The sequence below is a fragment of the Micromonospora sp. NPDC048871 genome (assembly GCF_043198155.1).
In the GTDB taxonomy this organism is placed as follows: Bacteria; Actinomycetota; Actinomycetes; order Mycobacteriales; family Micromonosporaceae; genus Micromonospora.
This window is the reverse complement of the sequence record NZ_JBICUM010000014.1, coordinates 103,077-116,125: the sequence shown is the minus strand read 5'-3', so window position 1 is coordinate 116,125 and position 13,049 is coordinate 103,077. Positions and strand designations below refer to the sequence as shown.

Below are 13,049 nucleotides of genomic sequence, written 5' to 3'. Positions count from 1 at the left end.
TAGCCGTACACAGTGGATGGATGTGGGAGGGCGGTCGGGCTCAGCAGGTCGCCTCCTCGATGGCGGAGGTGCCGGCGCTGGCGCGCGGCGCGAATCGCTCCCACTCCTCGTGCAGCCGGATGCGCCCGTCGGCGAGGATCTCCGGCCGGCTGACGCTCCGGCCGGAGATCACCTCCCCGCCCTGAAGGACCATGCTGTACGAGAAGGCCAGGGTGCCGTCCTCGGCGCACCGGCCGACCAGGGAGCCACGGCGTACCTCGCCACCGGCGACCTCCGCCCAGACCAGGTCGCCCTGCTGGTGGTAGACCGCCGTCGGCGCGCCGCCGTCGGTGACCTCCTCGGGTCTGCGGAAGCGCCGACCGTCGTAGCTGATGCGGGGGTTGGTGGCCATGCCGTTCCTCCTTCGGGTGACCTGCTGTGGGGCTCTGCGGCAGCCGCTGTCAGGAACCGATGCTCTGGTCGAACCGGAACAGGTCGTCCGGGTCGTGGCGGCGCTTCACCTCGACCAGCCGCGGATAGTTGACTCCGTAGTAGGCCGTCTGCCAGTCCCGCAGATCGGGGTCGGTGAAGTTCTGGTACGCGGCATGGGGCAGGTGTTCGCCGGTGGCCGCGTACGTCTCCGCCAGCCACCGCTGGTTGGCGGCGACCCGGTCGGGGGGGTCCTGTCCGGTCCAGGAGGTGTCCATGCAGACCAGGAAGAGGGCGTCGCGGTGGACGAACGCGGTGTCCGTGGCGGGGATCCGGTTCATCGCCCCGCCCCAGGAGAACAGCCCCACCCCGGCACCGTCCGGGTTGCCGCTGCCGGGCCAGTCCCGTAGCCGGGACACCAGGATCTCCAGCACCTCCGCGGACAGCGGCTCGCCGGTCACCCGGGTACGGGCGGCGAACCGGTCGGCCGAGGTGTCGTGCCGGAGGAACTCGTCGCCCGCCCAGTAGTCCATCTCGGCGATGTGGCATCGGTCCGGGGTCGCCACCTCCAGGGCCGGCGACAGGAGCTGCCGCAGCTCGTCGGCCGGGCCCAGGAACAGACCCACCGCGGAGACTCGGAGGTTCTGCCCGGCCTGACCGGGCTCCGAGCCGCTGGTGTCCAGGCCCAGCCGGGTGGAGAACTCCTCCGGGGCCTGCGCGACGATCCGTTGCAGCACGGTGAGCAGCTCGATCGGGTCGGAGGCCGACCAGACCAGCGCGAACACGGAGACGTCCCGGACCTCCCGCGCTTGGAAGGTGAAGGAGGTGTTGATTCCGAAGTTGCCGCCGCCACCGCCACGACAGGCCCAGAACAGGTCGGGGTTCTCGGTCGCGTCGCACCTCAGGACCCGGCCCTGGGCGGTGACCACGGTCGTCTCGACCAGGGAGTCACAGGTCAGGCCGAAGGCCCGGGAGACCGCAGCCACTCCCCCGCCCAGGGTCAGCCCGCCGATGCCGACCGTAGGGCTGTTGCCGGCCGGAAAGGCCACCTGATGCTGTTGCAGCACCGGATACAGATCCGCCATGGTCGTGCCGCCGCCTACCGTCACCAGACCGGTCGTGGCCTGCACGGTGACCGTGTTCAGCGCCGACAGGTCGATCACCAGGCCCTCGTTGACCGAATAGCCCGCGTAGCTGTGGCCGGAGGATCGGGCCACCACCGGCAGGCTCATCTCCCCGGCCCACCGCAGGCAGTGTTGGATGTCCGCCACGGTCCGCACGGAGGCCACCGCGGCCGGGCGGACATCGGCGTAGCGCTTGTTGAACAGGCTCCGCTTGGTCTCGTACGGCGCCTGGTCCGGCAGCCAGAGCCGACCGGTCAGTTCGTCGGCCAGTCGGCGCCAACTGCGCTCGGCGATCGCGACGGTCACTGGTTTCGCTCCTCTCCGGTGGCCAGCGACGCGGCCCGGTCGACCAGACCGGCGAAGTCGCGGGCGTGACTGACGTGCGCCGCGTGACCGGCCCCGGCGATGGTGACGAACTCGCCCCGGGGGACCAGCACGGCGATCCGGTGGGCCACCTCCCGGTGGTGGGGCAGGGAGCGGGTGCCGGCGGCGACCACCACCGGTACGGACAGCTCCGCCGGCTCGAAGGCCACCTCGTCCTGGCTGGGGTCACCCATCTCCACCAGCAGGGTCGGTCCCTGCCGCTGGAGGTCGGCCCGCGACTGCGGGCTCAACCGGGCCCAGCCCGCCTCACCGAGGATGTGCCGCAGCACGGACTGCACTGCCTCGCCGGGATCGGTGCTGCCGCTGCCGCCGGCCTCGACCTCGGGCTGCCACCAGGGCAGCCAACGGATCGGTGGTTCGAAGGCCACGACGGCCGCCGGCAGATCCGGCCGCTGGGCCGCCGCGCAGAGGGCGACGAGACCACCGTAGGAGTGGCCGGCGACGACCGCACCCGGCATCTCGGTGAGGATCTCGCAGAGGTCCTCGACATGGTGCCGCAGGGTGGTGTGCTCGTCGCCGAGGTCGCGGGAGCCGGCCCAGCCCCGCCGATCCCAGCCGACCACCCGCCAGTGGGGCAGGTGACGGGCCACCGTACGGAAGTTCGCCGCCCGATCCAGGGTGCCGTGCACCAGCACCACCGTCCCGGTGGTGTCGGTGTTCGGCGGCTCGTGCAGGGTCACCAAAGATGGTCGTACCGCTACCGGGCTCATGTCGGTGCTCCGATCCTGGGTCGACCGATGAGCTGGGTGGCGATGCCCTCCGGCGTCGGTTTGATCAACAGGTCCTCCACGTCGAGCAGCAGTCCTGCCTCGGCTTCCAGGGCGGCCAGCAGCTCGGCGCCGGCCAGGGAGTCCCCGCCGAGGGAGTAGAAGTCCGAGTCCGCCCTGATCCGGTGCTGCGGGACCTGAAGGCTGGTCGCGAAGATCCGGGCGATCCGCCAGGTGAGCCGGGTCAGCCGGGTGAAGGTCTGCGGGTCGGCCGAGGGCGGCACGGCAGCCGGCGGCGTCGGCGTCGAGTCCGCCGGTGCTGGGACCGCAGGGGTCGGGACCGGCGGGAGTGCCGGGGGGTTCGCGGTGGTGGGTGGGAGAGGCTCGCGGACAGCGGGGTCCCGCTGCTCGTGGCTGGTCTTGCCGGTAAGGGTCCGGGGCAGTTCGTCGAGGAACTCGAATCGAGACGGGATCATGGCGCTGTGCAGCCGGGTAGCCAGGTGGGCGGTGATCTCCTCCTGCCGACCGGGTACGGGATCCTGGGCCCCGGTCGAGCCGTCGAGCACGACCAGGGCGGTCAGTTGCCCGTCCCGCTCCACCACACTGCACTGCAGCACCCCGGGGGCGTCCTGGAGAACCCGCTCGACCTCGTCCAGTTCGACCCGCTGGCCTCTGATCTTCGCCTGCCGGTCCCGTCGGCCCAGGTACTCCAGGGTGCCCTCGGGACGCCAGCGGCAGATGTCCCCGGTGCGGTAGATCAGCCGCCCCGGCCGGGTGTCGAAGGGGTCGGGCCGGAACCGCTGCTCCATCAGCTCCGGCTGGCCGAGGTAGCGCCCCACCCCGAGGCCGCCGATGCACAGTTCGCCGGGCTGCCCGACCGGCACCGGCCGCAACGCCTCGTCGAGGAGGTACACCCGCTTGTTCGGCACCGGTCGGCCGATCGGCGGCTCCTCCTCGGCCGGGTCGCACTCGTGCCAGGTCGCCCACACCGCCGTCTCGGCCGGACCGTACAGGTTGAGGAACCGTCGACCGGGTGCCGCCCACCGCCGCAGCACCCCCGCCGGCAGCCGCTCCCCGGCTGCGGCGGCGATTCGCAGGTCGGGCAGGGGGTCCGGGGCCAGCGCCGCCCACACCGAGGGGGTGAGGGTGGCCACCGTGATCCCGTACCTGCGCATCGTGCGCAGCAGGGGTGGCCCGACGGTCAGTTCCGTCAGCGGCACGGTCACCAGGACCGCCCCACCCAGCGCGGCCATGGTCAGGTCGAACACGCAGCCGTCGAAGTTGGGCGACAGGAACTGCAGAATCCGATCCGAGGGACGGATGCCGAACACCCGCCGCTGCGCCAGGTGCAGATTCACCACCGCCTCGTGGGAGATCGCGATGGCCTTCGGCTTTCCGGTGGTTCCGCTGGTGAAGACGACGTACGCGGTGTTGCCGGGCGCCACCCCGGTCACCGGTGCCGTCGGTGCCCGACCGGTGCCCGGGACGACGAGCAGATCGGCCGCCAGTTGCCGCGCCGCCAGCCGGGCCGCCGAGGCGGGATCGGTCAACACGATCCCCACCGAGGCCTCCTGGAGCATGACTCGCAGCCGCTCCGGCGGGCAGGTGTGTTCCGCCAGCAGGAAGGCGCCCCCCGCCTTGCCGATCGCCAAGGTGGCGATCAGCAGTTCGACGGAGCGATCCAGGACCACCCCGACGACCCTCTCCGGTTCCACCCCCCGGGTACGCAGCTCCCGGGCCAGGGCGTTGGCCCGCTCCTCGACCTCCCGGTAGGTGTGCGGCACCCCCCGGTCCAGCACCGCCACGGCCTCCGGATCGAGCCCGGCCCGGTGCGCGAACACCTCATGCCAGAGGCGCAGGGTCCCCAGCGGCGCGGCAGTGTCGTTCCAGGTGACGAGTTGCTCGTACCACGGGTCGGCGGTCTGCCCGGGGGTGGCGGGCGCGATCGGGGTGACCTGCGGAACCGGGCTGACCGGCGCGACTGCGGTGACCGGACAGCCGGAGGGCTGCGGGTCCGCGGTGATCCGGGTGACCGGTTCCGGCCGTGGGGGGCGGTCCAGGCCGGCACCGGCGGCCGGGGCCGGTTCGGCGGCCGGGTGCAGCGTCGTCCAGGCGTGGGCCGGGCAGCGGGTGTTGACGTGCGGGCCCCACTGCAGGGCGTCCGGTCGGTCGGCCAGCCGGTAGTGGGGGAACCGGTCCAGGAAGGCCAGGATCGCCCAGCCGGCCAGCCGCTGCGCGTAGGGTGCGCCGATGCAGTGGTGCCGACCCATCCCGAACCCCAGGTGCCGGCCCTGCTGGCGGGTGATGTCCAGCCTTCGGGGGTCGGTGAACCTGCGGGGGTCCAGGTTGGCAGCCCCGGGCAGCACGACGACGGACTGTCCGGCCCGCAGGGCCACCCCGGCCAGGTCCAGATCCTCGGCCACCTGGCGGGCCAGGTACTGACTGGAGCCGTCGATCCGCATGAACTCGTCGATGGCCTGGTCGATCAGTTCTGGGCGGTCCCGCAGCAGGGCCTGCTGGTCGGGGTGGGCGGCCAGGTGCAGCAGCCCGGTGCAGACCAGGTGGGTGAGGGTCTGGTAGCCGCCGGCGGTGAAGACGACACAGTTGGCCGCGACGGTCTCCAGACCGTACTCGGTGTCCCGGTTCGAGCTGCGGGGGCGACCGGCCAGGGCCTGCGCCAGGGAGCTGACCAGGTCCGGTCCGGGTTCGGTGAGCCGTCGCTGCGCCTCGGCCCGGAAGTAGGCCATGGCCTCGTCGAGGACCGGCAGCACCGCACGGTCCCGCAGGTTCGGCAGGGTGGAGAGGCTGCCGATGAGCCGACCGTAGGCGTCGGCCCAGGCGACCAGCCGCTGCGGCTGACCGGTGACCGCCAGCAGGGTCTCCGCCAGGGCGACATGCAGCCGCTGGGCGAAGTCCTCGACCAGGTCCACCTCACCACGCTCCGGCAGGGCCTCGACCATCGCGGTGGCGATGTCCCGCAGCTCCGGGTCGCGCTGGCGCACTCTGGAGGGGGCGAACTGGTCGCGTACCGCCGCTCTGATCTCGACCTGATCGGGCGGATCCATGAAGATCATCTGTTCCAGCAGCATCCCGCCGACTCCGGCGAATTCCGACAGCCCGCGCGAGGTCAGGGTCTGCGCGGAGTGGATCCGGGCCGAACGGAACCGCCGGTGGTCGGAGAGGATCTCCGCGGTCTCGGCGTACCCGGAGCACACCCACACCCGGGCCACCGTGTCGTAGAAGAGGGGACCGAGTTCGGCGACGGCGTCGAAGTAGCCGGTGGGATCGGCGATCACCTCGGGCCGACCGAGCAGGTGGATGCCGTGTCGCCGCGGGTCGAAGGTCGGTGTCATGCCCCCTCGTCTCCCCCGGACCGGTCGCGCGGGTCACCGGCCTTGTGACCGATGATCAGGTGCTTGTCGCCGGTGGACCGTCGCACCGTGCAGTCGGTGAAGCCGGCCGCCGTCAGCAGGGCGAGGTACTCGGCCACCGTCCGGTGCCGTCCCCGGGTCTCCAACTGCATGAGCAGGTTCATCACCGAGGTCGCCAACGGACCGGTGTGATCGTCGGCGAACAGTCGATCCATCACCAGGACCCGGCCGCCCACGGCACACGCCCGGTAGGCGTTGCGCAGGATGTGCAGGCACTCCTCGTCCGGCCAGTTGGACATCACGTAGCCCAGCGAGACCAGATCACCGGGCGGCAGGTTCTCGGTGAAGAAGTCACCGGCCACGAAGTCCAGCCGGTCGGCCACCCCGGCGGCCAGCCCCGCCCGGATCAGGTGGGGACGTACCGGCGGCAGGTCGAACACGACCGCCCGCAGCCCGGGAGACTGCTGTAGCGCGGCGGCCGCGAAGGGTCCGTTGGCGCCTCCCGCGTCCACCAGCAGGCCGGCGGCGGGCAGGTCGGCCAGGGCGGCCAGTTCCTTGGACACCCCGTGGCTGAGGTGCCACATGGCGTCCATGAACTCCCGGGTGGACTCCTCGTCGCGGTAGAAGATGTCGTACGGGCCCTCCCGGGTGGCGTCCACCTCGGCCTTGCCCCGACGCAGGTACTCCTCCAGCCGCTGCATCCGTTCGGCTGCCCCGATCGTCAGGTGCTCGACGAAACCGCCGATGTACCGGGGGTTGCCCCGGTCGAACAGCGGAAGGGCCTCCTCGGTCAGGCGGTACGCACCGGCCGGGTCACGTCGTACGACCCCGAACGCCACACAGACCAGCAGCAGCCGCTGGACGGTGTCACCGTCGAGACCCAACTGGTCGGCGACCGCACCGGCGGGCAGGGGTCCGTTCTTGATCAGGCAGGTGAGGATGTCGTGCCGGTCGACGAGGTGCAGCACGGGGGTGGAGACCAGGCCGTAGATGGCCTGCTCGATCTGGGGGGTCACAGTCGCTCCCGGACAGCGTCGGTCAGTGGTTCCGGTGCTCCGTCGTCCTCGACGTCGAGCAGTCCGGCCGGCATCTGGAAGGGGGTCCCCTCCGGCGGTGGGGGCAGGGGTTCGGCCGCCAGCCGCACCCGGCCGATCGCCTGTCCCAGCCGGGTGGTGCAGGTGTCCGGATCGTCCGCCGTGCAGACCACGAAGGAGTGCCGGGCGATGTAGCCGCCGGGTGGCAGGCGAAGTTCGGTACCGGGTCCGACCATGGCCACGGCGGAGACCAGGCCGGCCGCCGGGTCCGGTTGCGGCAGGGACAGCTCGGTGACCCGGCAGTCGTACGGGGGGTAGCCGAACCGAATCCCGGCCGCCCTGCGGTGAACGACGGTGAACCGGGGCTGGTTGCCGGTCGCCACCTCCACCAGCACCTCACCGGGGTCGATCCCGGTCGCCAGCTTGCCGAGGTACGGGATGAGGTCGCCACCGAGGCGCCCGTTGACCTCGACGATCACCGGGCCCCGGCGGGTCAGCTTGACCTCCGTGTGGGTCATCCCGTAGCCGATGCCGAGCACCCGGTGGCTGACCGCCAGCAGTTCCCGCAGCGCGGGATCGGCCAGCAGCGGGTCGGCGGGGTCGACGACGTGGCCGATCTCCTCGAAGTACGGCTCCCACCCGGTCTGCTTACGGGCCAGGTACATCGGCCGGTAGTCGCCGTCGACGACGACTCCGTCGATGCTGACCTCGGGACCGTCCAGGTACTCCTCGATCAGGGCGCCCCCCTGGTAGGGCTGGTCACCGGCGAGGCTGGCCTGCGCCGCCACCTGGTAGGCGCGGTCCAGTTCGGCCTGGTCCTCGGCCAGCACCACCCCGATGCTGGCGCCCAGGGCCCGGGGTTTGACCACGACCGGGTAGCCGATCGAGGCGGCCAGCTCGCGGGCCTGGGCCGGGCTGGTGGCGTACCCGTGCGCGGGTTGGGTCAGCCCGGCTGCGTGCAGCAGTTGGCGGGTGCGGTGCTTGTCCCGGCAGCCCAGGACTCCGTCGATGCCCAGGCCGGGCAGGTCCAGCTCGGCGGCGATCATGGCGCTGGGCAGCACCAGGGGCTCGTCCCAGCAGAGCACCCCGACGACCCGATGGGTGGCGGCCAGCTTCCGGGCGGTGGCGGCCAGGTTCTCATGGTCGTGGACGTTCGTCACCGTCCAGCCGGCCAGGTAGGGCCGCTGCCAGGTAGGGGTGGTGCCGTTGATCAGCCAGAGGTCGTAGCCGGCCTCCCGCGCCCGGCGGGACGCCGAGGAGACCAGGTACTCCCGGTAGACGCTCAGTCCGCTGCCAACCACGAGCAGCATCCCGTCATGGGGTTTCATACCGCTTCCTTCCGATGATGTGCCGTGCCCCGTCTGCGGGAGGTGTCCAGGCCTGGTGGGGGTGCGCGCAGTCCGGCGACCTTCTCGGCGATCAGGGGTGCGGCTTTGAATCCGCCACCGCCGCAGGCCGCGTACGCCCAGGTCGGCGACGAGGAGGGGCCCAGAGTGGCCAGGAGGGCACCGCCGGTGGCCTGGTCGGCCAGGTAGTAGCACTCCCGGGTTCGCAGGGGTGCGGGTGCCGTCTCGCCGGCCACCATCGAGCTGAGCAGGTGGCTCAGCACCCGGCGCCGCGACGGCGGGGTACGCCGGGAGCCGATCCGCTCGACCGGCCGGCACACCGCCTGAGTGCTCACCTTCAGGTCGGTGTCGGCCCCGGGGGGCAGCAGCCAGCCTCCGGCCTGCGGGCCGGTGCGCAACAGCACCACCGGGGTCGAGTCCCAGGCGGTCGACTCCGCCGGGTCGGGCCGCTGGTAGAGCATGCTCTGCCGGTACAGGGTCACCGGTGTCGGGAGCAGCCCGGCCAGCAGCGACCGGGACCAGGCCCCTGCCGCCACGAAGAGCAGGTCACCGGCGAGGCTCGACCCCCCGGCCAGGGTGACCGTGGCGGCGGCGGGATCCACCTCTACCACCCGGTGGTACGGCAGCAGCCGCACCCCGTGGTGCTGCCGCAGCCACCGGGTCGTCCCCGTCAACACCCGACGGGCCAGCAGCACCCCGGCCCCGGGCTCCAGCAGACCGGCGGCTTGCCCCGGAAAGGTCAGATGCTCAAGCCGTTGCCGCAGTTGTCGGGGCCCCAACAGCTCGCCCTCGATTCCGGCGGCGCGCATCAGGCGCAGGTTGTCGGTCGCCTCGGTGAGCGACTGGACGACCAGGACACCCACCCGGCGATAGATCGGGGTGGCCAGCAGACCCTGCAGCTCCGTCCAGCGTCCGGGCAGGACGGCCGCCGCCCGGGTGGCCGCCGGGTCGCCCAGGTGCAGGGCGCGAACGACCCGGTGCTGGTCGAAGGAGGCCGCCGCCGGGTTGGGGATGGGGCCCTGGTCCAGCACGGTCACCTCGTCGCCGCGACGGGCGCACTCCAGCGCGGTGAGGAGCCCGACCACACCGGCCCCCACGATCAGCACCCGCCGTCCGGTCGGGGTGGCGGCCGGCATCTCAGGCCGCCGGCGGGGCGGGCCGCTGCGGGGCGGCCACCTCCAGGTCGGCCAGCCGGGGCAGCCGGCGGGGGTGCACCTGCCGGGCCTCGGCGGCCCCGTCGAGCAGGTGGGGTGCGGTCGCGCCCAGCACCTCGTCGGCGAGGTCGATCAGGACCGGCGCGGCGGCGCGCAGGAAGGTCTCCACCTCGTGGTAGAGGTCGCCGGCCCGCTCCGATGTGGCGGGCTGGTCGCCGGACTCGAATCGGGCAGCCAGTTCGGCCAGGCGGGCCAGTTGGGCGGTGATCGTCTCGGCGATCCGGTTCAGGCTGTAGTGGGACAGTTCGGCCTGCCCGGTGAACCGGCTGATCATGGTGGCGGCGGCGGTTCGGCCGGCCGGGCTGACCGGCAGCGTCCACCCGGCAGGTGGATTCTGTGCGTCGTACCACCGGTTAAGGGCCTCGGCCAACCGGTTCCAGGGCTGGATCAGTCGGGTGCCGGCCAGGGTGGCCAGGGCGGATCGACTGAAGTTGGTCCGCTGGTGTTCCGGGCTGGTGCTGGCGAGGTAGAAGCGGCCGATGTCACGCGGGGTGTCGGCGGCCAGTTCCTGGGCCCAGACCACATGCCCCCGGCTGGTGGAGAACTTCTCGTGCTCCAACTCGTAGAACTCGTTGGTCAGCATGGTGGGACGCAGGTACCGGTCACCGAAGGCCATCAACAGGGCTACCCCGACCAGGGCGAACGGGTGGGTGTTGTCGAAGCCCATGAAGTAGACGACCTCGGTGACACCGTCGGCCAGCCAGAGGTCGTCGACGGCCTGCGGAGGGTGGCCGGTCGCCGCGGCGGCGACCGCGGCGGTGTGGATCCCGGCCGGGATCGCCTCGACGGCGGGGTTGATCGCCTGACCCGGCACCTCCGGGAAGGGGGCGGGCACCCCCCAACCGGTCGGGAAGGTGATCGGGAAGTCCGGCAACGGTCGACTCAGCATCTCCCCCAGGGCCTGCCGCATGTGCGGCCGCATCACCGTCTCCGGCCTGAGGTAGTGGGCCCGCAACCGTTCCCGGTAGCGCTCCAGGGGCAGCACCAGGATCTCCGCCGACCGTACGGTCAACTCCTCGTCGGGGTGTTCGGTGGAGCGCGGTTCCCGCAGTTCCCCGGGGTTGATGTGGTGACCGCAGCTCTCGCAGACTCCGCCGCAGCTGTCCGCCAGGCAGGTCGGGCAGATCCCCTGGACGTACGCCTCCATCAGGTACTCCCCCGTGCGAGGCAGGTAGGGAAAGGACATCCGGCGTAGCTCGAACACCCCCTCGGCGTGCAGTCGGCCGAGGAACTCGCAGAGGAAGTCGCGGAACCCCTTGTCTCCCGGGGCGAATCCGTCGATGGAGATACCCAGCGCGGCCAGTGAGCTGCGGACCTGTTCCTCGGCCCGTTCGGTCAGCGTCTCCGGGGCGATCCCCAGCCGGCGTGCGGTGGAGACCACGAAGGTCTGGGTCTCCTGCACCCCGCTGCCGAACAGGGTCCGGACACCGGCCGCCCGGCGGTACCGGGCGTAGACGTCGGCGGCCAGGAAGGGCCCGCAGAGGTGACCGACATGCAGGTCGCCGTTGGCGGTCGGCGCGGGGACGATGACGATGCTGCGTGCCATCTCAGCCCTCCGCCCGGTGCCGGTCGGTGAAGCGGGCGGCCATGTCGGTGTCCCACCAGATGGCGTAGTAGGTGAACTCCTGATCACCGGGATTGGTCACCTGGTGGTGGGAGCCGGGGGCCAGGCGGACGATGTCGCCGGCCGCGAAGTCGCTGCGCTGCCCGTCGACGATGATCTCCCCGCGGCCGACCAGACCGATGAAGATCTCGTACTCGTGGTGGGCGTGCGCCGTCGCGGCGCCGCCCGGGGGCACCACGCACCAGGCTCCCTCGAAGGGGGCGTTCAGCTCGGGCCACGGCAGGAGCAGTTCGTAGTTGAGGCCGTACCCGCTGGCCAGTCTGCCCTGATCGAATCGGCGGATCTCCATCACGCCCCCCGACCGGCCGGCTGGGGGGTGCCGAGACGCTGCCCGGAGGCGGTACGCCGGGTCACCATGTCCTCGACGATCTCCGCCGACCGGTGTGCCAGCACACTGATCAGGGAGTCGGCGATGCCGTGGGTCTCCTCGTTGGTCCCCTGGAGGTAGATGGCACCCCAGGGGGCGTTGTCGATCTCCACCCGGTAGTTCCGGGACACTCCGACGGGGTCGATTCCCAACTGCGGTTCGAGCTGCCGGAACAACGGGGAGGGCTCGTTGCGGTAACCGGTGCCCAGCAGCACCAGGTCGCAGCGCAATTCGGTGATCTTTCTGGTCCGTCGGTCGCTCAGTTCTAGGACGATCTCCTCGCCGTCCTGGCGGGCGGTGACGATCTCGGTAAGGGTCATCACCCGGGACCGGTCGTCGCCGTTGAGGCGCTGCCGGTACAGCATCGCGTACAACTCGTCGAGGAAGGGCGGGGCCAGGCCGGCGTAGTTGGTGATTCGCATTTCGTCCAGGATCTGACGCCGTGACTCCTGGTCACAGTCGAAGAACTCGTCCACGAAGGACGGGTAGAACAACTCGTTGACGAATTTGCTGGTCTGGTAGTTCTGGAAGCCGACCGACCGCAGCAGGATGGTCGGCCGACTGGCGGGCAGATCCTCGTGCACGGCGTAGAACATCTCGGCGGCGCTCTGCGCGCCACCGACGACCGCCACCCGGTACGGCCGTTCGCGGTCGAGTTCGGCGATCCCGGCGCAGTAGCGGCTGCTGTGGATGACCTTGTCGGCGGGCAACTGGCGGAACACCTCCGGCACCTGGGGCTCCCGCCCCACCCCGATGACGAGGTCACGGCAGGTGATGGTGTCTCCCCCGACCAGGGTCACCGTCCAGTCGTGGGGGGCGCCGTCGGCGTCCCGGTTGACGGCGATGCTCGCGCACCGCGCGTTGTACCGCACCCGGACATTGCGCAGGGAATCCGCCACCCAGGCCAGGTATTCGGAGATCTCGCTACGGTACGGGTAGAAGGTGGACAGGTTGACGAATTCGTCCAGCCGCCGCTTGCTGTGCATGAAGTTCAGGAATGAGAAATCACTGCGCGGATTCCGGAGGGTGACCAGGTCCTTGATGAAGGAGACCTGACTGCGCGCCCCGGGCAACAGCAGTCCGCGCTGCCACTTGATGTCCGCGTGCTGCTCAATCAGGAGCGTGTTGGCAGCCAGGCCGGTGTGTCCGGATTCCTCGATTGCCACTGCCAGGGCCAGGTTGGCCGGGCCGGCACCAACTGCCAGCACATCTACCTCTTGGTGCGCCACATCTGCTCCCTTTGGTTGCGGGTTGCCGACGGGTGACTCCCGATCACGGGTATCGACGTACATCAGAGAAGCACATCGGCGGGCGACGCCGATATGGCGAAGTCGGCCAGTGGCCTATCGAGGACATCCGGGCGGAGACCGGCGCCTCCTAATGGCGATTTCGGTGGCCGGTGCCGGCCGGTTGCCGTAACCGGCCGCATCGACAGCCGTATCTCGGTACATGATTTCCGTACCGTTTTCG

General features: G+C 71.1%; 10 protein-coding genes. All 10 read right to left on the bottom strand.

Annotated elements, in window-relative coordinates:
• Positions 1-40: 40 nt before the first annotated feature.
• From ACGFIK_RS24435 to ACGFIK_RS24390, 10 genes are read right to left on the bottom strand one after another with little or no spacing between them, the layout of a single operon-like run.
• A complete protein-coding gene (locus ACGFIK_RS24435; protein WP_327025843.1) occupies positions 41-391 on the bottom strand; it encodes a hypothetical protein in 351 nt (116 codons plus the stop codon).
• A gap of 49 nt (positions 392-440) precedes the next feature.
• Positions 441-1,838: an FAD-binding oxidoreductase gene (locus tag ACGFIK_RS24430; RefSeq protein ID WP_327025842.1), complete on the bottom strand. Its 1,398-nt coding sequence runs from the start codon at positions 1,836-1,838 to the stop codon at positions 441-443.
• Entirely contained in the window at positions 1,835-2,626 is a 792-nt protein-coding gene (locus tag ACGFIK_RS24425; RefSeq protein ID WP_393341514.1) for an alpha/beta fold hydrolase, read from the bottom strand. The genes ACGFIK_RS24430 and ACGFIK_RS24425 overlap by 4 nt, the downstream gene beginning before the upstream one ends.
• Entirely contained in the window at positions 2,623-5,976 is a 3,354-nt protein-coding gene (locus ACGFIK_RS24420) for an amino acid adenylation domain-containing protein (RefSeq protein WP_327025840.1), read from the bottom strand. The genes ACGFIK_RS24425 and ACGFIK_RS24420 overlap by 4 nt, the downstream gene beginning before the upstream one ends.
• Positions 5,973-7,010 carry a methyltransferase gene (locus ACGFIK_RS24415; RefSeq protein ID WP_327025839.1) on the bottom strand — a complete coding sequence of 346 codons (1,038 nt, stop codon included), beginning with the start codon at positions 7,008-7,010 and terminating at the stop codon, positions 5,973-5,975. Before ACGFIK_RS24415 ends, ACGFIK_RS24420 begins: the two co-directional genes overlap by 4 nt.
• Complete coding sequence (locus tag ACGFIK_RS24410) at positions 7,007-8,356, bottom strand: ATP-grasp domain-containing protein (protein ID WP_327025838.1); 1,350 nt, start codon at positions 8,354-8,356, stop codon at positions 7,007-7,009. Before ACGFIK_RS24410 ends, ACGFIK_RS24415 begins: the two co-directional genes overlap by 4 nt.
• The gene (locus ACGFIK_RS24405; protein WP_327025837.1) at positions 8,353-9,510 is read right to left on the bottom strand and encodes an FAD-dependent oxidoreductase; all 1,158 of its coding nucleotides are present in this window, start codon (positions 9,508-9,510) and stop codon (positions 8,353-8,355) included. The genes ACGFIK_RS24410 and ACGFIK_RS24405 overlap by 4 nt, the downstream gene beginning before the upstream one ends.
• Before the next feature lies 1 nt (position 9,511).
• Complete coding sequence (locus ACGFIK_RS24400; protein WP_393341510.1) at positions 9,512-11,134, bottom strand: class I tRNA ligase family protein; 1,623 nt, start codon at positions 11,132-11,134, stop codon at positions 9,512-9,514.
• Position 11,135: 1 nt separating this feature from the next.
• The gene (locus tag ACGFIK_RS24395; protein WP_327025835.1) at positions 11,136-11,501 is read right to left on the bottom strand and encodes a cupin domain-containing protein; all 366 of its coding nucleotides are present in this window, start codon (positions 11,499-11,501) and stop codon (positions 11,136-11,138) included.
• Positions 11,501-12,787: a SidA/IucD/PvdA family monooxygenase gene (locus ACGFIK_RS24390; RefSeq protein WP_393341507.1), complete on the bottom strand. Its 1,287-nt coding sequence runs from the start codon at positions 12,785-12,787 to the stop codon at positions 11,501-11,503. Before ACGFIK_RS24390 ends, ACGFIK_RS24395 begins: the two co-directional genes overlap by 1 nt.
• Positions 12,788-13,049: the final 262 nt, after the last annotated feature.

Excerpts from the sequence above, each read along its gene's own strand:
- ACGFIK_RS24400 (WP_393341510.1), bottom strand. The coding sequence starts at position 11,134 with ATGGCACGCAGCATCGTCATCGTCCCCGCGCCGACCGCCAACGGCGAC.
- ACGFIK_RS24395 (WP_327025835.1), bottom strand. The coding sequence starts at position 11,501 with ATGGAGATCCGCCGATTCGATCAGGGCAGACTGGCCAGCGGGTACGGC.
- ACGFIK_RS24420 (WP_327025840.1), bottom strand. The coding sequence starts at position 5,976 with ATGACACCGACCTTCGACCCGCGGCGACACGGCATCCACCTGCTCGGT.
- ACGFIK_RS24405 (WP_327025837.1), bottom strand. The coding sequence starts at position 9,510 with ATGCCGGCCGCCACCCCGACCGGACGGCGGGTGCTGATCGTGGGGGCC.
- ACGFIK_RS24435 (WP_327025843.1), bottom strand. The coding sequence starts at position 391 with ATGGCCACCAACCCCCGCATCAGCTACGACGGTCGGCGCTTCCGCAGA.
- ACGFIK_RS24410 (WP_327025838.1), bottom strand. The coding sequence starts at position 8,356 with ATGAAACCCCATGACGGGATGCTGCTCGTGGTTGGCAGCGGACTGAGC.
- ACGFIK_RS24425 (WP_393341514.1), bottom strand. The coding sequence starts at position 2,626 with ATGAGCCCGGTAGCGGTACGACCATCTTTGGTGACCCTGCACGAGCCG.